This window comes from Erwinia psidii, from assembly GCF_003846135.1.
Lineage (GTDB): Bacteria > Pseudomonadota > Gammaproteobacteria > Enterobacterales > Enterobacteriaceae > Erwinia > Erwinia psidii.
Window position 1 is genome coordinate 1 of sequence record NZ_RHHM01000020.1, and the last position, 20,077, is coordinate 20,077.

Below are 20,077 nucleotides of genomic sequence, written 5' to 3' on the forward strand. Positions count from 1 at the left end.
AGTGCATTAACCTCCTGGTTCACTGAGCAAACTGGTAGTGACGCGATTGAATCCGCTGGGGAATAACAGGGGGGATCTAAAAAAGTGGCTGTTTGTGGTCACCATCTTTATGGCTGCCATTGGATGTTATGGGCATATCCGTTATCTTGCCGGCTGGTATGCGCATTCTGACAAAGTGAATGATGATGCTGAAAAGAAAAGGGCGCGTGCTGCAGCGACCGTGCATGTTACAGAACAAACCGCCGCAGCCGCAAACACAGAAAGCCGGATTGTTTACCGGACTGTATACAGAGACGTGGTGAAATATGTCAACAATCCGTTGCGCACTGGGTGTAAGTTCGATTCTGATGCTGTGCAGTTGCGCCAGCACGCCATTGATGCGGCCAACCATATCCCCGGATTTGATGCAGCCACCGTGCCGGATAAGTGATGCTGGCACAGACAGCGACGCAGATTTACAGGCCGATACGGCCACGGCAGAGTGTGTCCGGTAGCTGCGTACGAATATATACAGGTGGCTGTAAGCCAGTCGTTCAGTTTTTTCGTCAAGTCCTAATAGTTTAGCGGTATAAATATAGCCATTTTCTAAAAAACCAACAAAATTATCGTTCCCTGATTTTAAATTTTCCATACTTTCCTGAAAGGCATTCATTCTGTGAAGAGTTAGCATTCCAGAAAAGGCAATACCGATAACATTTCCAGATGCAATTGAAGCTGCAAGCAGACTGCCACCTACTACAACCTGAAGTCCATAGATGGCAACCCCAACACCATTAATAATATATCCCCAGACGCCATTCTCTTGACTGGTTTCGCGTCATAACCAACCTGGAGCGCGCCGGATTCACACACCAGCGCATAGCACGTCACCTTGTCGCTGCTAAATCGACGGTCATGTACGGGAAAAACGCTAGCGAGCCACGATACAGCGACGGGGAGCGACTGATTCGGCTATAGGAACTGTTCACCAAAAAAATCAGGATAAATTGCCGTTTACCCGGTGGGAGGTGGTCCGATACCGCAGGAGATGAAAAGGGAATTCGCCGGACAGGCGTCTTGTCCCAGTCTGGCCCGGTTGAGGAGAAACATGCAGATTGCTACTATGTTTCCCGTGCCAGTGATGGGCGGAAAAAACAGGGAAGGAGTTTTTATCATGTTGGAACCCAAAGAAGGACTACTGACGTTCAGGGCCGAAGGGAATAACATCACCGGGAGTGGTTATTACTCAAGAAAACTGCACTGGCCCGGAGCGGTATCGAAGTGTAATGCATATGGATCGGGAGTTACGTTGGGACGTGGTTATGACATGAAGCACAGGAGCACAGGGGAAATAATCGCTGATTTAACCCTGGCAGGCGTTTCCCTGAATGAAGCGAAAAAATTAGCCGGAGGCGCTCATAAAAGTCATTGTGCCGCCAGTGATTTTGTCAGGAATAACAAAGGATCAACGATTGAATTAACTGAGCAACAACAGCTGAGGCTGTTCGAACATGTCTATGCTATGTATGTGAAAGATTCCATCCGGTTTTATAATAAATATAAACAACAGGGTTCGGTTTCATGGAGTGAACTACATAAAGTGCTTAAGGAAGTGCTTATTGACATGAGATTTCAGGGAGCATTGAGGCATGAAATGATTTCTGTTTTTGGTAAAAACCAAAAGCAAGACGTTATAAGGCTTATAAACGGAAATGCGTTTCTTGCGAATTATGAATCTGCGAGGGGGAGAGTCAGGTATATTCAGGAGTGCATGAGATGAAAAAAACAACTTTCTTTATTATAATGTTATTATTTCTGGCTGAAACTTCGTATGCCAGTAGTAAGGATGCAGTTAACAAAACCCCATGCATGGGGTTATCACACTCTGTTGAGATTTCAGAATGCATGATTAACCTGGCCGAAAGTAAAAAGATAAATTATAAAAAAGAATACGAAACCTATCTCAGGACAGTAACAACAGAAGAAGAAAGGCCTTTCGATAAAAAGGTTATAGCAAAACTGGTGGGGGAGGCAAAAAAAAATTGGGAGGTATATATTGAAAAAGAATGTCTTGCTGAAGCATCTGTTTATGAAGAGGGTAATTCGCCTTATATTTTCAGGTATAACTATTGCCTGATAAAACATTACGAAGAACGAATAAAATACTATAGAGAAAATAAATTTTAAAAATCATGCCCCAACAAAAAAGGTTGGTGCTGGTTTATCTGTTCGAAAAGATAAATAAAATGAAAATTATTTCGTCATTACCTGTCCTGCTGCCATTTTTGCCTGTGGGCATCATGCATCATCCCCCTTTCCCTCGCGCGCGCGTTTGTCCCGCCAGATAGTCAGGATTTCGACCACACCATAAGCCACCTTTGCGGCACATTAACCGAGAGCAACACCATGGGCAGACCCCGTAGAAGTTCCCGGGCAGGAGAAAGCAGGCTGCACGCCTGCTGCTGAACCGGCTGACACCAGCACGGAAACCACCACCGCAGAAACATCAATATTCACTGCAGCGGAGCCGGAGAGCACAATCACACCTTCAGCTGAACAAACCCTTACCGGCTTTGGTATGTCCGTTGCCGGCGCTGACGAGATTTGCGTCCGATTCCAGCAATATGGTTTTACCACTCCATCCGTTGTGAAATCCGATCCGGTTGCTGAAGCTGATGCGGCAGCGGACAGCGCGGCAAAAGCGGCGAATGCTGATGTGGCGGCGCGGAAGAAACGTAAAGCACAGTCTCTGCTTGAAACCGGCGCGGGTAATTCTCTGTTGTCGGGCGCGGGCGGTAAAACCAGCTGGGGGCATAATGGACGAAATCGCAACGCGACTTAAAAAACGTCTGGATGCCCTCAAAGGCGCACGGCAGGTGCATGAAAGCGTCTGGCGCGACTGTTACGATCATACCTATCCGCAGCGTGGTTCCGGCCTGACGTCCGATCATCTGGATGCGCAGAGTGCTAAAAGTCGCGTTGCGCTACTGCTGACCAGCACGGCGACTGACAGCGCGCGCATTCTGGCAAGTGCCTTAATGTCAGGTATGACGCCGCCGCAGGTGCAGTGGATGGACCTGGGCGAGGAGGGCATGAGCGACGACGAGCGCGCCGGATTCACACACCAGCGCATAGCACGTCACCTTGTCGCTGCTAAATCGACGGTCATGTACGGGAAAAACGCTAGCGAGCCACGATACAGCGACGGTGAACGACTGATCCGGCGGCGGTTCTGGCTCTTCAGATAATTTGTGTTCCTGGTCAAGGAATTCAAAGTGAAAAGTAATTTGATACGTTGCATATCTGTTTTTTTAGGAATACTGATTGCATCATCATTATTAAGTGGTGCGAAGGCCATTTTTCTTAACAGGTATGCATTCCCTGAAGAGTTATTTAAATTTTCTGTGATGTTACTTTTTTGTGGTGTAATAAATATAGTGGAGTTGATTTTCCTCACTTTTCATAAAAAATTCGTAGCGTAAAATATTATTTATTCTTCTGACTGAACTGGAATTGATGCCGCCATGTGCGGCCTTTTTACTGCTGTTACCTTTGCCCGCCGCCAATCGCGTTGTCGCACTGATGTTTATACCGCGAACCGCAACGACACTTTTCGCTCTGGCGTACGATCCCGACAGTTATACAGTCCGGGTCAAGGTTTATTTGTCCTTTCGGAGGATATTACCGATACAGCGTCACGAATGTAGCGTATCTGCAGTTGCCAGAATCAGTAATGCAGTGGTTCCGCTGTGACAGCCAGCTTATCGTGGTGGCCGTGGACACAGCGCAGGGTGTCGTTGCGTGGTTCAGGCAGATTAAAGGTGGTGAATTTGCGTCGGTGGCGACCATTTCAGAGGGCGCTAAAGATGCCATGTAGGTGAAATGAAAACGTATGCTTAATGGTTGCCAGCTGAAAATATCCCTAACTGCTTTGCCTGTCAACGCCGCGTATACCGCTACCAATACCGGCGGTGCGGCTACCGTATGAAAACGCGGTGGAAATGTGATGCGCTGGCAACATGGGGGCATTGAATGATGCGCACAGGCCATCTGGCACCAACGCATAACACAGAGAGGGTAGATATAATGTACCCGCAGCAGAGACTGAAACGAATGACATTTGGTCAAATGACTTCATTGTCAGTGGTAGCAATGCCTCGCTGATTTTTTGTCGCTGGTCGCTTCTTACAATTCTTCCGGTGAACAGGCAAGGGCGGTTTGAAGAAAAAAGTTTGTTATGCATTCCTCCCTCCATTACAGCACTGAATAACAAATTCCTTTCTCGGTCAGAATATTAGTTGGAATGCCACACAATTACTGTTGATTATGTTTTCATACATATATTTACAGGTTGAAAATTGCGCTTGCAATTAGTCTGTGCCTCAGCATAATCCGAATCCGAATAAAAACGATTATCAATTGTATTCTTAATCAGGGAAATGCAATGGCACATTTTTCAACATCTCAACGTCGCTTCCGGCTCACCTTGCTCGCGGCATTGATTGGTTCACTGACTGCCCCGGCAATGGCGGCAGTGAATGGCAGCACAGCAACCGTTCTGGCAGCGAAAAAAGCGGCTGCATCTGACACCGCCTCCACCCATAATCAAACCATGACCGTGGTTGCCACCCCGGAAAGTCCCTTTTCTCCGGGCGGTGATCGGCTGGTTCCCGCGTATCTTGATGGGCAAATCGCCAACGGTGGTCGCCTGGGAATGCTGGGCGAACAGAATGCCCACAATGTTCCCTTTAATGTTGTCGGCTATACCAGCAAAATGATTGAGGATCAGCAGGCCAAAACAATCAAAGATGTCGTGGCAAATGACGCATCCGTGCAGAATGTTCAGGGGTATGGCAACTTTGCTGAAACCTATCGCATTCGTGGCTTCGACCTTTACGGCGATGATATGACGCTGGGCGGTTTACCTGGCGTCATGCCTCGCCAGGTGGTTTCCACGCAGATGATTGACCGGGTAGAGGTATTTAAAGGTGCGAATGCGCTGATCAACGGTGCGGCTTCAAGTGGGGTTGGTGGCATGATCAACCTGGAGCCAAAACATGCTGACGATGTTCCACTAACCCGTGTTGGCGTTGATTACAGCTCTTCTTCGCAGATTGGTACCTCGCTGGATGTAGGCCGCCGTTTTGGTGATAACAATCAGTGGGGCATACGTGCTAACGTTTTGCATCGTGAAGGCAATACCGCCGTGGATAACGAGAAACGCCGGACGACGCTGGCCTCTGTTGGCCTGGACTATCGTGGTGATAAGCTGCGTACCTCGCTGGATCTGGGCTATCAGAAACAGGCTTATGACGGCAGTCGCACGGGCGTTAACATCGGCAGCGTGGATTTTATTCCAACGGTGCCACGCACCACCAGTAACTACAGTCAGAAGTGGGTTTACAGCGATCTGGAAAGCAAGTTTGGTATGGCGCGGGCTGAATATGACTTTATTCCTGGCTGGACAGCCTATGGTGCCGTGGGTGGACAGCATTCCCACGAAACCGGTGTCTATGCCGCGCCTAAGCTGATTGACGAGGATGGTTCAGCCACTATCAGCCGCATGGACACTAATAAATATGTAGATGCGTTCAGCGGGATGGCAGGTGTTCGCGGCAAGTTTGATACAGGCGTGGTTAGCCACAATGTCAACGTTGGCTACGCTGCACAAACTAAACGTGATAAAACCGCGTACGGCATGGCGCTGACGTCAGAGGCGACCAATATCTATGATACCGTCGCCGTCGCGGAACCGGTTAATACCTATTTTGGTGGCAACCTCAGCGATCCCCGCCCAACCAGTCGTGTACGCACGGAAGGGGTTTTACTGTCAGATACCCTGGGATTCCTCAATGACAGGGTATTATTTACCGTTGGTGCGCGTCATCAGAAAGTGACGGTGCGTAATTATGCCTACGGCACGGCGGTTGAGGATACGGCTTCCCGCTTTGATCGGTCCCGCTGGACACCGGGCTATGGCCTGGTGGTGAAAGCGACGGATACGCTTTCACTGTATGCCAATCATATTGAGGCGTTGCAGCCAGGTTCAACCGCTTCCAGTACTGCTCTTAATGCGGGCCGGGTGACAGGAATTTCACTGTCAAAACAAAGTGAAGTGGGTATGAAGTTGGATTATGGCCGTCTGGGTGGAACGCTGGCCCTGTTTGAAATTAAGAAACCAATCGGGATTATCGATCCACAAACGAATATTTATGGTTTGTACGGTGAGCAGCGTAACCGTGGCGTGGAGCTGAACGTCTTTGGTGAACCTGTCTGGGGCGTGCGTCTGAACGGCAGCGCGACCTGGCTCGACCCGACGATGACCAAAACGCAGAATGGAGCGTATGACGGTAAACAGGCTATCGGCGTGGCGAATTTCTATACCGTACTCAGCGCGGAATACGATATTAAACCGATCGAGGGGCTGACTGCGTTGGCACGAATGACCCATTCTGGTTCGCAATATGCCGATCTGGCCAACAGCAAAAAGCTCGACAGCTACAGCGTCTTTGACATTGGTATGCGTTACCGGATGAAAGTGCAGCAGAGCGATGTGACCTGGCGTCTTGGTCTGGAAAACGTGACCAACAGGAAATACTGGGCCGGGGTTGAGAGTTATGGCACCTACATCACCCAGGGCGATCCGCGTCAGCTGAAATTATCAATGAATTATGATTTTTAACCTTTCAGGCTGCTACGGCAGCCTTTTCTTACTAACGTAAAATCACATCCTGTGGCCGTAATGCCGATTGTGTAAGTGAACCTGAACAGGTCTGCCGCTTTAAAATAATCCGCAAAGGCTTTCTCTTCCTGGATTGATGTTGTGTTGCAGCAAAACAGAGGGTTTATTTCTTAACTTTTTATCCTGTAGGAAAACAATCTGCTGTGGATTGAAGGAGCATTACAACGTATCCACCTGGCCAGTCTTCGCCGAAAACGATTACCCGCCGAGCAAGCTGTCTCACTGAGTCTGGCGCCGACATTATGTCAGTACATTGCCTTACAGAGCTGATAAATACGCATAGCGGTATAAAAAGGCTTAACCGAACGGCATTACCTCCTGTGATAGCGGGTTTTTTACTCTTCATCATTAAAATTTTTTTAGTGTAACGGTAAGAGAATATTTACATCGCAAACCAAATGAAAGAATAAAAAAGAGCGTTTCTGCTGAAATATTACTCTCAGGTTAGTTGTGATCAGGTTTTTCAGGGGGGCGCTGTGTTACAATCATGCGTTTCTGAAATACAGTGGCATGGAGCCAGACAAAAACGGATTGGTCAATGCATTAATGATTTTTATTTATGTGCAGGGCCAGACTGGTTTCAGACTCGTTATGCTTCGTCTGGATGAGTACGAAGTGAGTTAACCGAACGAGACTGGCATTGATTACAGGATGTTTAGCCAGCAGAAGATGGCTATCATGAGTGACCTTCCTGAAAATAAGCCTCCCGAGGAAACAGGCTATCCACTGGACGATGCACATTTTGCCATCGTGGTGCTTGCAATCACCTCTTTTACACTAATAATTTTCGTCCTGATCATTACGTTACTGATTACGTAACATGCTCTTGGGGTTTTTCAGAGCCAAATGGAGAGGAAAAAGTATGGATACTAAAGATGATCGCCTGCTGGCGCTTATTGGGCTATTAACCGGTGGGTTAATCACTATCGTGGTGCTGTTTTCCCTGACCTGGCTGTCTGATGTCCGACGGCTTCCGTCCGATTACACCAGCCCGCAGAGCTGTATGTCAGTGAGATTGCCAACTTCCTGAAACCCGTTTTTCAGCCTGATGCCCGACCTGAGGATTTCCGCCGATCGTAAGGTGCCGACCTGTCGCTGGCGTCGGGAACGCCGGAGAGGTCCTGGGGGCATCATCAGCTGGCGTAGAATAATATACTCAAACAACGAGTGGTTTTTACCGTATTACTGCAAACGTCAGGCTAATCTGTTCCACTTCGTTTCTGGCCGTCTGAAACGAGGTGGGTTTCAGAGGCGGGTTTCTGCTATCAGAACCGGCCGTTGATAAGGTGGCCACACCTCTCTTAACAGGCTTTGGGCCAAACACACTGGTGCCTGTCGCCACGGTCAGCATTGTCACAAGGGAGCTGGTTAATTTCAGATCCGCAAAGCAGCGTTGCCGTTGCGCCTTTTCAGATTCAGAGCCGCACTACTTCAGGGCGCGATAATCAGAATGTTCTGAGGAATCAAGAGCGGCAGTTGGATCGATAATCTATTCTTCAAAGACTGCCGCTCCGTGGCTCCGTTGACGGGGCAACATCAGGGTTGTACGGTGTGGCGAACGATCAAAGGAGCACGCGTGGCTGAAGCCTTTATCCCGGAAAAAGACGGAGCAGAATTTATCTCAGGACGACTGAAACGTGCCGTTTCTTCTCTGATGGCAGAGCGCGCAGCAGATCACAGCGGTATTCACTCTCTTGAGGAAGGACTGGATGCTTTTTCCGCCCGTTATCTGCTGCTCTCAATGGCGGAGTATAAACTCGATATTCAGTATTACATCTGGCAGAACGATATGTCTGGTCGTTTACTGTTCAGTGCTGTACTGGATGCAGCCGAACGAGGGGTAAAAGTCCGACTGTTGCTGGATGATAATAATACCACCGGGCTTGATCAAACGCTGAGTGCGCTTAACAGTCATCGCAATATTGAGGTCCGGCTGTTTAATCCTTTCTCTTTCCGTACTCTACGGGCGATTGGATATCTTACTGATTTTGCACGTCTTAATCGCCGTATGCACAATAAAAGTTTCACCGTGGACGGTCAGGTCACCATCGTAGGCGGCCGCAATATCGGTGATGAATATTTTGGTGCCGGCGATGAACCGCTGTTTTCCGATCTGGACGTGCTGGCAATCGGGCCGGTGGTGAAGGATGTCACCAATGATTTCGTACGCTACTGGCACAGCAAGGCGGTACAGCCGCTCAGTACTGTGGTGGATTCGGAGCCGAAGCGGGCTGCGATAACCCTGCCGGAAGCCTGGCGTCACGATCCCAAAACGGAGCGCTATCTGCATCGCGTTCAGGATTCGGTTTTTGTCAGTCAGCTTGAAAATGGAGAGCTACCGCTGGTCTGGGCTGATACCCGCCTGCTGAGTGACGATCCCCGTAAAGGTCTGGGGTTGGCGAAGGCTGGCTCGCTGCTGCCGCAACGTATGCTGGACGTCATCGGTCAACCCCGGCATCAGCTCGACATTATTTCAGCCTATTTTGTGCCTACCCGCGCGGGGGTGGCGCAGTTGCTGGCGCTGGTGAGGAAAGGTGTAAGAATAGCTATTCTGACCAACTCGCTGGCGGCAAATGACGTATCTGTGGTACATGCCGGCTATGCTAAATGGCGAAAAAAGCTGCTGCGTCACGGCATCACATTATATGAGCTGAAACCCCATTCCGATCCGCGCCAGACACCGCATGACCGGGGGCTGACGGGCAATTCCGGCGCCAGCCTGCATGCGAAAACGTTTAGCGTCGACAATGAAAAGGTGTTTATAGGGTCGTTTAACTTCGATCCACGTTCAGCCATGCTCAACACTGAAATGGGCTTTGTTATTGAGAGCGCCTCACTGGCGAGCCTTATCCATCAGCGTTTTATCAATCAGGTACGCGAGCGTGCCTGGACACTGCGGCTGGATAAGTGGGGGAGAGTCAACTGGGTGGAGTATCCGGGAGAAGAAGGCGAGAAAATACACAGGCATGAACCGCAAACCCGCTTGGTACAACGTCTGCTGGTCCGGCTGGTCTGGCGTTTGCCGATTGAATGGTTGCTGTGATGCAACAGCGCCAGTGATGCCCTGATATGGCATCACTGGCGCTGTGGAGCCAGGTTTAACGCTGCGGCTTGCCTGAAAAAAGAAAGCGCAGTAGCGGAATACGCAGGTGGATTTCATAGAGAATAAAGGCGATACCGAAGACAAACAGCAGCCCTGCCAGGAACCCCAGACTGTTGTTGCTGATAACCGGCACCACAAAAATGCCGAAGAGAATGGTCAGAGGGTGATGTACCAGATAGATAAACAGGGACGCGTTGACCAGGTAACTGACACGCGGTGAGTGGGTGTTAAGCAGGCGGTGGCCAAGGGAGAACACCACGTTGACCATCCACAACCCCATCATCATTGACACCACGCCATCAATTTCATACAGCCAGCCCTCTCCTTTATTCCAGGTCTGATTGGCGACATAAGCGACAAAAGCCACTGCCGAACCAATGAATGTCCAGGGAACGGGTTTAATAAACAACGCTTTTATGGCCGGATATTTCCATGCCATTGCGCCAAGGACAAAGAACGGCAGAAAAAAGAGTGACTGCATGACCGCATAATTGAACAGGCCGTTGCCCAAAAGCGTGGGTTCCACGACAAACAGCAGACGACGAAGCGCGCCCCAGATCAGGCTGCACAGCAGAATAATCAGGCTGAGTTTTATCCAGCCCAGGTTGGCAAAGTCATTCTCCGTGCTTTTTCGGGCGTTCAGCCACCTGAAGATCCACACCCCGTAAACGGTCAGCACGACCAGAACCAGCAAAAACCATAGATGAGAAATCAGGTCCCAGCTAAGTGCGTTTACTTTGTCGTAGAGAGATAAGTTGTGCCAGTCACCGATCTTTGTCGTCCAGGCTTTAATCATAAAAAACTGCGGTACTGTCAACAGAGGAACCGCAGCCAGCATTGGAATGCCGACCCGCTCCAGACGCACTTTTAGCCACTTCGGACGGCTGTAGCGTTGAAACAGCATATAGGAAAAATAGCCGGAAATGACAAAGAACACCTGCATACGAAAAGCATGAATAAAATCGTTTAAAATGGTAAGCCATTCGGAAGGCGCGGGGCTGTTAACCGTCCATGATTGTGTGGAATAAATCAGCGAGACGTGAAAAGGGACGCCTAAAAGCATCAGGTAAGCTCTTATCGAATCGAAAAAATACTCTCTTTGCTGTGTTTTTTTAGTCATATACATCCAATAATTAACACGTTGCAGCATTGGCTCACCCTGAGCCACGCTAAAGCTTAACGCTCACTGTAGTGGAGAAAGGATACTTATACCATCAGGGGAATCTGTATCCGCTAAACACGTGAGAACAGGGTGCTGAAAGCATTCATTATGCGGAACAAAAGTGTTCTTAAGCTGTCCGAATGCTGATTTATCCATTAAGATGAGTGGATTCAATTCAGGCACTTGAAAGGGGGGGATGTGCTGATTAAAACCAAAAATAAGCCACAACTGAAGAAATTAAGCTGGCTGGGTGTTTCCGTTATGTTATCTATGTATGCCAGTTCAGTTTGGGCTTTCGGTATTGATGACGTTGCAAAACAGGCAAAAGAGTTAGCTGCAAAAGGTTACGAAGCGCCGAAAAGCAATCTGCCTGCCCAGCTGCGAGAGATGAAGTATGCAGATTATCAGCAAATCCAGTTTAATCACGATAAAGCCTGGTGGAGTAAGCTGAAGACCCCGTTCAAGCTGGAGTTTTATCATCAGGGCATGTATTTCGACCTGCCAGTGAAAATAAACGAAGTTACCGCATCAACGTCCCGCGAGATCAAGTACTCGCCGGATTATTTTAACTTTGGCAATGTCAGGCACGACCCGGAAACGGTTAAAAACCTGGGCTTCGCCGGGTTTAAGGTGCTGTATCCGCTGAACAACAAAAACAAGAAAGACGATGAAATCACCAGCTTCCTTGGCGCAAGCTATTTCCGCGTAATCGGTGCAGGTCAGGTGTACGGTCTTTCTGCCCGTGGCCTTGCTATTGATACGGCGTTGCCTTCCGGTGAAGAGTTCCCGCGCTTTAAAGAGTTCTGGGTTGAGCGACCAAAACCGGCGGATAAACATCTGGTGATTTATGCATTGCTGGATTCACCGCGCGCATCGGGTGCCTACCGCTTCCTGATAACGCCCGGCAAAGAAACCACCGTCGACGTCCAGTCTAAAGTCTATCTGCGTGATAAAGTCGGCAAACTGGGGGTTTCCCCACTGACCAGCATGTTCCTGTTTGGTGCAAACCAACCCTCATCACAGGTTAACTTCCGCCCGGCGCTCCATGATTCCAGCGGCCTGTCAATCCATGCCGGTAATGGTGAGTGGATCTGGCGCCCGTTGAACAATCCAAAACATCTGGCGGTCAGTACGTTTACCGTTGAGAGTCCAAAAGGGTTTGGCTTGCTGCAACGTGGCAGGGATTTTGAACAATATCAGGATATTGACGATCGCTACGATCTGCGTCCAAGTGCCTGGATTGAGCCACAGGGCGACTGGGGTAAAGGCCGTGTCGAGCTGGTTGAGATCCCAACCACTGATGAAACCAATGACAATATTGTCGCCTTCTGGACGCCGGAAAGTCTGCCTGATGTGGGCAAAGAGATGAATTTCAACTATCGTCTGCATTTCACCCGTGATGAAAACCAGCTGCACTCGCCAGAAACGGCCTTTGTAAAGGATACGCTGCGTTCCACGGGGGATGTGAAACAGTCCAACCTGGTACGCCAGGCCGATGGTACCGTTGCTTTCGTTGTTGATTTCACCGGTCAGGAAATGAGTCAGCTACCTGATAATACCCCGATCACGCCACAGGTCAGCATCGGTAATAACGGTGAGCTGGTTGAAACCAGCGTACGCTACAATCCGGTCACCAAAGGCTGGCGTTTGATTATGCGTCTGCGTGTCAAGGACAGCAAACAGCCGACGGAAATGCGTGCTGCACTGCTTAGCGGTGATAAAACGCTGACAGAAACCTGGAGCTATCAGTTGCCTGCCAATGAATAAGTCTACTGCGATACCTACAGAATATATTGATGCGTTGCCGCTTTCCTCCGAGCGTAAAGAGGCGTTGAATAATGCGCTGCCAGCTGCATCGGAAAACATGTTCAGTCAGCTGCATCAGTCAATGAGTGGTGAGGAGGCGTCATTGCCACATCGTCCTGATGATGCGCCACTGTCATCAGTGAAAACACGTATTGGCATGACATGGCCAGACTCCACAGGCAAGGGCAAACAGTTTGGCGAAGATGCACTGGAACGCACCACGCTGAAAGCGATGCCACGTCATACCCGTTCATCTATGTACCCGGAGGCCTGGCGTACCAATCCGGTATCACGCGCCTGGGATTCCCTGCGTGGGCGTAAAACAAAGCCCCGCTACAGCAGCAATGCTGAAGTACAGCGTTCAGAAGAGAAGTGGCGTCATGTCGGATCCATTCGCCGCTACATTCTGTTGCTCCTGACGATTGCTCAGACCGTGGTGGCGACCTGGTATATGAAAACCATCCTGCCCTACCAGGGGTGGGCGCTAATCGATCCGGCTGAAATGATCAATCAGAACTGGCAGCAGTCGCTGATGCAGATCCTCCCTTATGTGCTGCAAACCGGCATATTGTTCCTGTTTGCGGTGCTGTTTTGCTGGGTGTCGGCGGGTTTCTGGACCGCGCTAATGGGGTTCCTGCAACTGTTGATAGGCAAGGATAAATACAGCATTTCCTACGCCTCAAATGGTGACGAGCCAATTAATCCAGCGCACCGTACCGCGTTGATTATGCCGATTTGTAACGAAGACGTGGAAAGGGTGTTTGCTGGCCTGCGGGCGACATGGGAATCGGTGGTCAGAACCGGTGAGCAGCAGCACTTCGATGTCTACATTCTCAGCGACAGCTATAATCCTGACATCGCGGTGGCAGAGCAGAAAGCCTGGATGGAGCTGGTTCGTGATGTCGGCGGAGAAGGACGGATCTTCTATCGCCGTCGCCGTCGCCGTGTGAAGCGTAAAAGCGGTAATATTGATGACTTTTGCCGCCGCTGGGGAAGCCAGTACAGCTATATGGTGGTGCTGGATGCCGACAGCGTGATGAGCGGGGAGTGTCTCACCGGCCTGGTACGGATGATGGAGGCAAATCCCAAAGCCGGGATTATCCAGTCTTCACCAAAAGCGTCCGGCATGGACACGCTCTATGCGCGCTGCCAGCAGTTTGCTACCCGCGTCTATGGTCCGCTGTTCACCGCCGGCCTGCATTTCTGGCAGTTGGGCGAATCCCATTACTGGGGGCACAATGCGATTATTCGCGTGAAGCCCTTTATTGAGCACTGTGCGCTGGCTCCTTTGCCGGGAGAAGGCTCCTTTGCCGGGTCAATTCTTTCCCATGACTTTGTGGAAGCCGCGCTGATGCGCCGTGCGGGCTGGGGAGTATGGATAGCCTACGATCTACCCGGTTCCTATGAGGAACTGCCACCAAACCTGTTGGACGAACTGAAGCGTGACCGCCGTTGGTGCCATGGTAACCTGATGAACTTCCGTCTGTTCCTGGTAAAAGGAATGCATCCGGTTCACCGTGCGGTATTTCTGACCGGCGTGATGTCCTATCTCTCCGCACCGCTGTGGTTTATGTTTCTCGCCTTGTCCACTGCGTTGCAGGTTGTGCATACGCTGATGGAACCGTCTTACTTCCTGCAACCACGGCAGCTGTTCCCCGTCTGGCCTCAGTGGCGTCCTGAACTGGCTATCGCCCTGTTCTCGACGACTCTGGTACTGCTGTTCCTGCCCAAGTTGCTCAGTGTGGTACTGGTCTGGTGCAAAGGTGCGAAACCTTACGGTGGCGCTGTCAGGGTCTTTATTTCGCTGTTTCTGGAGATGCTCTTTTCGGTGCTGCTGGCTCCGGTAAGAATGCTGTTTCACACCGTATTTGTGGTCAGTGCGTTTCTTGGCTGGGAAGTGGTCTGGAACTCCCCGCAGCGTGATGATGATGCCACCCCCTGGAGCGAGGCGTTTAAACGTCATGGCTCACAAATGCTGTTAGGCATCGTTTGGGCTGTCGGCATGGGGATGCTTGATCTGAACTTCCTGTGGTGGCTGGCACCTATCGTCTTCTCGCTGATCCTGTCACCTTTCGTGTCGGTATTCTCCAGCCGTTCCACCACGGGGACGTGCTCAAAACGGGCTAAGTTGTTCCTGATCCCCGAAGAGTATGATCCGCCAAAAGAGTTGCTGGATACAGAACGATACAATGAACTGAATCGGTCCCGTGCGTTGAAAGATGGCTTTATGCATGCGGTATTTAATCCGTCATTCAATGCGTTGGCCAGCGCGATGGCAACGTCCCGTCATCTTAACAGTGATATTCTGGAATTTGCCCGCGATCGTCGTGTCGAACAGGCCCTGAGCGAGTCACCGGCTAAACTGGATCGCGATCGCCGCCTGGCACTGATCAGCGACCCGGTCACGCTGTCACGGATGCACTATCAGCTCTGGCAACATGCGGATAAATACCATGACTGGTTTGACCATTATCAGTCACTGAAAATCAACCCTGAGGCGATTCAGACTGCGAAGTCTTAATTTTCAGGCGCTAAAAAACCGGGAATAACTTCCCGGTTTTTTTATGCAACGCGGTAATGACTTTACAGAAACTTTGCTTTTTAACATCTTGCTGTTGCAGTACAATAGCGCGTTTTTTATTCAGCTGAATGAGAAAAAATGACCACAATATTAATGCGGGGAATGCTGCTTGGCCTGTGCGTGATAACGCTGAGCGGCTGTGGCAGCATTATCAGCCGGACAATGCCTGGCCAGGGGCACGGGAATCAGTTTTATCCCGGTGTGCAGTGGGATGTCCGCGATACGCCCTGGCGCTTTCTGACAATTATTGACCTGCCGCTGTCGCTGGTGGTGGATACTCTGCTGCTGCCAGTGGACGCGCATCACGGCCCCTACAAGTAATTAATTCTCAGGCGTAGTTATCAGAGTCGGTATTGTCGTCTTCCCACTCTGATGATGCTGCTTCTCCCTCTTCACTGTCGGCAGGTGGCTCCAGCTGATATTCGCCTTCATCCCATTCGTGCAGGGTATTTTCCGGCAGCCACTGCTGGCGTAACTCTGTCTCATCAAAATCACCGTCAAAAATAGCCTGCGCTGCTTCTCCGCTGAGTAATGAGAGACATTCGCCTTCGTCACCTTCCTCAGAAAAGAATTCAGCCTGCCACATGCTGTCACCATCCTGCATGATATATTTTTGCAGGTTGAACTGGTTGACTGAACTTTCGTCTTCTTCCATTTCAGGATTGGCGGCCAGAAATTCCTCTCTGGCTGCATCAATAGCTTCTTCCAGCGTTGCGTAAAGGTTCATCAGGTTTCTCCATCACAAATGTTGCAGGTTCAGGAAAGGATAGTCGAAGAATGGCAGGAGGAAAGGCAATGGCAGAAAAAACAAAAAAGGGATTAGCATGAACTATCAACTGCTTAGCTGAAAGTGTGCTCTGAAGCAGGAGAAATTGCCCTGAAACAGCCTCAGAGCGTAATGGCAGCGCCGTGCCGCCAGAGGGAAGAGCGAATTGTCAGGGGTTTTCAGACTGGCCGATCTGCTTCATTGGTGATGCAAAGCGGGGCAGTCCGGCTGTCTGGAAACAAAACAAATGGCCGATAATTTCAGGTAAATGTTCATTGAACGGTTGATCCCAGAGGCGGTGATGGCAGCAGAACAGGATGAAAAATAAACCGGATGGCATCCTGCCATAAAGTAATAACCAGCCTGAACTCCGCGACAATGCGCCAGGGAAGCGAGCATGTTACTGAAGACCCAAAGTGGATAACAAAGCTGATGATGGAGGGGGGAAGACCGCTGTAAAGATAAGTCAGGTGGGAAAATGATACGGGAAGCCAGGCTGCTGTGAGGTTTGCTGTCGGGGATTGCTCAGCTCTGTCAGTTGAGTTGGTGCTGGAAAAGGAACTTTCCCGTCTCAGTGACCGCGCAAATAACGCCTGCAATCATATCAACAATACAGCGGGCATGATTTCATAATATTTCTTCTGTATGGCACCGCCTTCCACGTAAGCTCCCCCTCAGCTTTCGACGCTCTTTTACTGACTTCGCAAACCCAGCGTGACAATTGCGTATGGCCGCCGGGCGGGGGGAGCGTGCGGGCAGAGACAGATAACGCTGAACCTCATTGCCCGTCGCAACAAATGTACCTTTAAACGGGCCGCCGACGTTTCCGGGAGTACGAAGGACTGGCTGCAAATCAGAAAATCACCAGTAACAGGGTTACCGCCTGAAGGAAAGCGGCAGGCAAAATTTTACCTGCTGTCGGGGGACTAATAGAAAGAGGGCTCGCCGGGTGGGCGGGTTTTAAAGCGACGATGCAGCCACATATATTGTTCCGGGGCCATTAATACCCCGTGCTCAACTATTTTGTTCATCCGGGTCGCGGTGGCGGTTTCATCGGTAAGCGGCATCGACAGTTCCTCTGGCATGATAACCATCTCATAACCTCTGCCGTGCGGCAGCCGCCGGGGTACAAAGGGGATTACCGCTGGATTACCGCTGCGGATCAACAGATAGCTTCCTTTGGTTGATGCGGCTTCGTTCACGGCAAAGAAGGGAGCGAAGACGCTACTTTTCGGACCATAATCGTGATCGGGCGCATACCAGATAATATCGCCGTTTTTCAGGGCGCGGATCATCCCTTTCAGGTCCTTACGATCCAGCATACTTTTGTTGGAACGCATGCGTCCCCAGGTCTGTAGCCAGTCCAGCAGGGCGTTGTCGTTTGGACGGTAGACGCCAATCCCCGGATTGTGGATGCCAAAAATACGGGCTCCCAATTCAAGGGTCAGAAAATGCATACCGATTAGCAACACGCCTTTATTATCCTGATGTGCTTTGCTGATGTGTTCCAGCCCGCTAACCTGAAACCATTTGGTTATTCGCCAGTCTGGCCAGAACCACGCCATGCCGGTTTCCAACAGCCCCATACCGACAGATTCAAAGTTGCGCGTTACCATTGCTTCGCGTTCAGCTTCTGGCATGTCAGGGAAGCAGAGTTGAAGATTGCGGCGTGCGACCTCTACACGACGTTTCAGAAAATGCATGGAAAGACGGCCAAGGCCACAGCCCAGGTGATACAGTACCGGATAGGGCAGTAATACCAGCAGATAAAGAAAGCCAATACCCAGCCATGTGAACCAGTAACAGGGATGTAGCAATGCACGTCTGAATTGAGGCAACTGAGTCATGAGCTTCCGAATCGTAACAAAGGGGCACCATTATGCTGCCCGTGATGAATTGTTCTTATAACCTATTGTGCCATTTATTCACTGTGAACTGAAATAACACGCTGACTTTTAGCATTTTTACCACGCCTGAACAGAGAAATTGCGGCGTATTCCTCGGATTTTGTCATCGAGCGGGGCTCGTCGTCCAGGGTATTCCGCGGTTTACGCATTAACATTTTGACAAATTCGTCTTTACCTTTAGCCGCAGCTGCTTCGTCGGCGCGACCGATAACGTTCCGCGTCAACGGAGACCGGATAAGCAATTTTCAGGGCAATGGCTTTGCATCGGATAACATTCAGGTATGATAACGTCCGCAAAATTCTCTTATGAACCCAGGAAAGTACACCATGCCAGTGTTACATAACCTTGTTTCCAATGAAGAGCTGAAAGCGCGGATGCTCGCTGAAACTGAACCGCGCACGACTGTCTCTTTCTACAAATATTTCACCATCGATGATGCCAAAGCCTTCCGCGATGCACTGTATGTGCAGTTTACCCGGCTGAATGTTTTCGGCCGTGTTTACGTCGCAGGCGAAGGAATTAATGCCCAGATCAGTGTGCCTGCCAGTCACTATGAGGCGCTGAAAGAGATGCTGTACGGCTTTGATCCGGCGCTGAATAATTTGCGTATGAACATCGCGCTGGATGATGATGGCAAATCCTTCTGGGTACTGCGGCTGAAAGTACGTGAACGTATTGTGGCTGATGGCATAACCGATGAAACCTTCGATGCCAGCAATGTTGGCGGCTATCTGCAGGCTGCGGAGGTCAATACATTACTTGACGATCCTGATGCGGTGTTTGTTGATATGCGTAATCATTATGAATATGAAGTGGGACATTTTGACAACGCGCTGGAGATCCCGGCTGATACTTTCCGCGATCAGCTGCCGATGGCCGTCGATATGCTACAGGACAATAAAGACAAAAAAATTGTGATGTACTGCACCGGCGGTATCCGCTGTGAAAAAGCCAGTGCGTGGATGCGGCACAACGGTTTTGAACAGGTTTATCACATTGAGGGCGGCATCATCGAGTATGCCCGCCGTGCGCGAGAGCAGGGGCTACCCGTGCGCTTTAAAGGCAAAAATTTTGTCTTTGACGAAAGGATGGGGGAACGTATTTCAGACGATGTGATCGCACAGTGCCATCAGTGCGGTGCGACTTGCGATACGCATGTTAACTGCAAAAATGACGGCTGCCATTTACTGTTTATTCAGTGTGAGGAATGTGCCGAAAAATATCACCATTGCTGTAGCCCGGTTTGTATGGAAGAACTGGCGCTTTCCCCGGAAGAACAGCGCGCCCGTAGGGCGGGTCGTGAAAATGGCAACAAAATCTTCAATAAGTCGCGCGGGCTGCTTAACATGACGCTAAAAATCCCGACACCGGATAAGTAAGAGGGGCTGTTTTAATCATCCCCGCCAGCAGGTGGGGATGATCTTACTTGTCGCAGTCCTGCAACAGACGTTATCAACTCAGCCTTTCGCGATGGCGGATCGCAGGCGGTGATCGCATATAACCTCTCCAGCTTCCGGGCCATTTCGATGGTAAAGTCGTCCCACAGGATTGCCTGACGAACGGCTTTCGCATATCACCGCGCCGGTGAACGCTATCCCGTCACCCACCCCATAATGGCTGCCGTTCCTGGCGTTGTCTTCGCGCAATGTTTTCACCGTTTATCGTTTGTATTTGTCTGGCGTGGTGTTAAAAATATATACATTGCATCATTGTGACATGTCGTCGGAACAGGGTTTTGCTGCCCTGGCGCCTTACTTCCCCATTATCCCGAATGCCCCGGTTTCCGGGTGGTCGGTCTGGGCGTGGTGAAATAAACAGTCTGCTGATTCAGGTGATGATGTCGCTGGCATTGTCTGTGGGACCAAAACAGATCTACAGCCCGTTGCAGAAAACGGTATTCGCGTCAGCAAAGGAAAATCTTAATCAGCGGAATACGACGAAATAAGGCTCAACAGCGGCGCGCAACCGTGCTTCACTTTGCCAACCTCTGCGGCGCAAGAGGTGGTGCTCTTCAGGTAAAAAACCAGTCA

The 20,077-nt window shown here is 50.2% G+C and carries 18 protein-coding genes and 1 pseudogene; 14 read left to right on the forward strand and 5 right to left on the reverse strand.

Annotation, left to right across the window (positions count from 1 at the left end; translation table 11 throughout):
• The first annotated feature begins 37 nt into the window (after positions 1-37).
• On the forward strand, positions 38-430 hold the full coding sequence (locus tag EB241_RS21670; RefSeq protein WP_233592654.1) for a hypothetical protein: 393 nt from the start codon (positions 38-40) through the stop codon (positions 428-430).
• 90 nt (positions 431-520) lie between these two features.
• Here EB241_RS21670 and EB241_RS22025 read toward each other — a convergent pair.
• Positions 521-796 (reverse strand): annotated as a pseudogene (locus EB241_RS22025) (DUF4225 domain-containing protein); the annotation flags it as partial.
• A 291-nt stretch (positions 797-1,087) separates the two neighbouring features.
• On the opposite strand from EB241_RS22025, the gene EB241_RS19180 reads away from it, so the two are divergent.
• The 5 genes from EB241_RS19180 (at position 1,088) to EB241_RS20975 (ending at position 3,856) form a co-directional block, all read left to right on the forward strand.
• A complete protein-coding gene (locus EB241_RS19180) occupies positions 1,088-1,759 on the forward strand; it encodes a pesticin C-terminus-like muramidase (protein ID WP_233592655.1) in 672 nt (223 codons plus the stop codon).
• The gene (locus EB241_RS19185; protein WP_124234688.1) at positions 1,756-2,166 is read left to right on the forward strand and encodes a lysozyme inhibitor LprI family protein; all 411 of its coding nucleotides are present in this window, start codon (positions 1,756-1,758) and stop codon (positions 2,164-2,166) included. The genes EB241_RS19180 and EB241_RS19185 overlap by 4 nt, the downstream gene beginning before the upstream one ends.
• Positions 2,167-2,557: 391 nt before the next feature.
• A complete protein-coding gene (locus EB241_RS19190; RefSeq protein WP_124234689.1) occupies positions 2,558-2,821 on the forward strand; it encodes a hypothetical protein in 264 nt (87 codons plus the stop codon).
• Positions 2,796-3,227: a portal protein gene (locus tag EB241_RS19195; RefSeq protein WP_124234690.1), complete on the forward strand. Its 432-nt coding sequence runs from the start codon at positions 2,796-2,798 to the stop codon at positions 3,225-3,227. Before EB241_RS19190 ends, EB241_RS19195 begins: the two co-directional genes overlap by 26 nt.
• 485 nt (positions 3,228-3,712) lie before the next feature.
• Positions 3,713-3,856, forward strand: a complete 144-nt coding sequence (locus EB241_RS20975; protein ID WP_158612427.1) for a hypothetical protein — start codon at positions 3,713-3,715, stop codon at positions 3,854-3,856.
• A gap of 45 nt (positions 3,857-3,901) precedes the next feature.
• On the opposite strand, the gene EB241_RS19200 is transcribed toward EB241_RS20975, so the two are convergent.
• Entirely contained in the window at positions 3,902-4,222 is a 321-nt protein-coding gene (locus tag EB241_RS19200; protein ID WP_124234691.1) for a hypothetical protein, read from the reverse strand.
• Positions 4,223-4,504: 282 nt separating this feature from the next.
• On the opposite strand from EB241_RS19200, the gene EB241_RS19205 reads away from it, so the two are divergent.
• The 4 genes from EB241_RS19205 to EB241_RS19210 all read left to right on the forward strand — a co-directional run bounded on the left by EB241_RS19205 (position 4,505) and on the right by EB241_RS19210 (position 9,764).
• A complete protein-coding gene (locus EB241_RS19205) occupies positions 4,505-6,661 on the forward strand; it encodes a TonB-dependent receptor (protein WP_407644287.1) in 2,157 nt (718 codons plus the stop codon).
• Positions 6,662-7,399: 738 nt separating this feature from the next.
• The gene (locus tag EB241_RS21195) at positions 7,400-7,540 is read left to right on the forward strand and encodes a hypothetical protein (protein ID WP_199737394.1); all 141 of its coding nucleotides are present in this window, start codon (positions 7,400-7,402) and stop codon (positions 7,538-7,540) included.
• Positions 7,541-7,583: 43 nt separating this feature from the next.
• On the forward strand, positions 7,584-7,751 hold the full coding sequence (locus EB241_RS21200; protein ID WP_199737395.1) for a hypothetical protein: 168 nt from the start codon (positions 7,584-7,586) through the stop codon (positions 7,749-7,751).
• A 624-nt stretch (positions 7,752-8,375) separates the two neighbouring features.
• Positions 8,376-9,764, forward strand: coding sequence for a phospholipase D family protein (locus tag EB241_RS19210; RefSeq protein WP_124234736.1), 1,389 nt, complete (start codon positions 8,376-8,378; stop codon positions 9,762-9,764).
• A gap of 55 nt (positions 9,765-9,819) precedes the next feature.
• Here the strand turns inward: EB241_RS19210 and mdoC are convergent, their stop codons facing one another.
• Positions 9,820-10,944, reverse strand: coding sequence for a glucans biosynthesis protein MdoC (gene mdoC, locus EB241_RS19215; protein ID WP_124234693.1), 1,125 nt, complete (start codon positions 10,942-10,944; stop codon positions 9,820-9,822).
• A 270-nt stretch (positions 10,945-11,214) separates the two neighbouring features.
• Here mdoC and EB241_RS19220 point away from each other — a divergent pair, with 270 nt between their 5' ends.
• From EB241_RS19220 to EB241_RS19230, 3 genes are all read left to right on the forward strand, one after another.
• The gene (locus EB241_RS19220; protein ID WP_124234737.1) at positions 11,215-12,753 is read left to right on the forward strand and encodes a glucan biosynthesis protein G; all 1,539 of its coding nucleotides are present in this window, start codon (positions 11,215-11,217) and stop codon (positions 12,751-12,753) included.
• Entirely contained in the window at positions 12,746-15,313 is a 2,568-nt protein-coding gene (gene mdoH, locus EB241_RS19225; protein WP_124234694.1) for a glucans biosynthesis glucosyltransferase MdoH, read from the forward strand. The genes EB241_RS19220 and mdoH overlap by 8 nt, the downstream gene beginning before the upstream one ends.
• A 138-nt stretch (positions 15,314-15,451) precedes the next feature.
• On the forward strand, positions 15,452-15,694 hold the full coding sequence (locus tag EB241_RS19230) for a YceK/YidQ family lipoprotein (RefSeq protein ID WP_124234695.1): 243 nt from the start codon (positions 15,452-15,454) through the stop codon (positions 15,692-15,694).
• Positions 15,695-15,701: 7 nt separating this feature from the next.
• Here the strand turns inward: EB241_RS19230 and EB241_RS19235 are convergent, their stop codons facing one another.
• Positions 15,702-16,100 carry a MysB family protein gene (locus EB241_RS19235; protein WP_124234696.1) on the reverse strand — a complete coding sequence of 133 codons (399 nt, stop codon included), beginning with the start codon at positions 16,098-16,100 and terminating at the stop codon, positions 15,702-15,704.
• A 965-nt stretch (positions 16,101-17,065) separates the two neighbouring features.
• A complete protein-coding gene (locus EB241_RS19240; RefSeq protein ID WP_124234697.1) occupies positions 17,066-17,986 on the reverse strand; it encodes a Kdo(2)-lipid IV(A) acyltransferase in 921 nt (306 codons plus the stop codon).
• Positions 17,987-18,373: 387 nt separating this feature from the next.
• On the opposite strand from EB241_RS19240, the gene trhO reads away from it, so the two are divergent.
• Positions 18,374-19,426: an oxygen-dependent tRNA uridine(34) hydroxylase TrhO gene (trhO, locus tag EB241_RS19245; protein WP_124234698.1), complete on the forward strand. Its 1,053-nt coding sequence runs from the start codon at positions 18,374-18,376 to the stop codon at positions 19,424-19,426.
• The last annotated feature ends 651 nt before the right edge of the window (positions 19,427-20,077 follow it).

Coding starts and splice junctions, on each gene's coding strand:
- EB241_RS19200 (WP_124234691.1), bottom strand. CDS start 4,222: ATGCATAACAAACTTTTTTCTTCAAACCGCCCTTGCCTGTTCACCGGA.
- mdoH (WP_124234694.1), top strand. CDS start 12,746: ATGAATAAGTCTACTGCGATACCTACAGAATATATTGATGCGTTGCCG.
- EB241_RS20975 (WP_158612427.1), top strand. CDS start 3,713: ATGCAGTGGTTCCGCTGTGACAGCCAGCTTATCGTGGTGGCCGTGGAC.
- trhO (WP_124234698.1), top strand. CDS start 18,374: ATGCCAGTGTTACATAACCTTGTTTCCAATGAAGAGCTGAAAGCGCGG.
- EB241_RS19230 (WP_124234695.1), top strand. CDS start 15,452: ATGACCACAATATTAATGCGGGGAATGCTGCTTGGCCTGTGCGTGATA.
- EB241_RS21195 (WP_199737394.1), top strand. CDS start 7,400: ATGAGTGACCTTCCTGAAAATAAGCCTCCCGAGGAAACAGGCTATCCA.
- EB241_RS19185 (WP_124234688.1), top strand. CDS start 1,756: ATGAAAAAAACAACTTTCTTTATTATAATGTTATTATTTCTGGCTGAA.
- EB241_RS19195 (WP_124234690.1), top strand. CDS start 2,796: ATGGACGAAATCGCAACGCGACTTAAAAAACGTCTGGATGCCCTCAAA.
- mdoC (WP_124234693.1), bottom strand. CDS start 10,944: ATGACTAAAAAAACACAGCAAAGAGAGTATTTTTTCGATTCGATAAGA.
- EB241_RS19205 (WP_407644287.1), top strand. CDS start 4,505: ATGGCGGCAGTGAATGGCAGCACAGCAACCGTTCTGGCAGCGAAAAAA.
- EB241_RS21200 (WP_199737395.1), top strand. CDS start 7,584: ATGGATACTAAAGATGATCGCCTGCTGGCGCTTATTGGGCTATTAACC.
- EB241_RS19210 (WP_124234736.1), top strand. CDS start 8,376: ATGGCAGAGCGCGCAGCAGATCACAGCGGTATTCACTCTCTTGAGGAA.
- EB241_RS19235 (WP_124234696.1), bottom strand. CDS start 16,100: ATGAACCTTTACGCAACGCTGGAAGAAGCTATTGATGCAGCCAGAGAG.
- EB241_RS19240 (WP_124234697.1), bottom strand. CDS start 17,986: ATGACTCAGTTGCCTCAATTCAGACGTGCATTGCTACATCCCTGTTAC.
- EB241_RS19190 (WP_124234689.1), top strand. CDS start 2,558: ATGTCCGTTGCCGGCGCTGACGAGATTTGCGTCCGATTCCAGCAATAT.
- EB241_RS19180 (WP_233592655.1), top strand. CDS start 1,088: ATGCAGATTGCTACTATGTTTCCCGTGCCAGTGATGGGCGGAAAAAAC.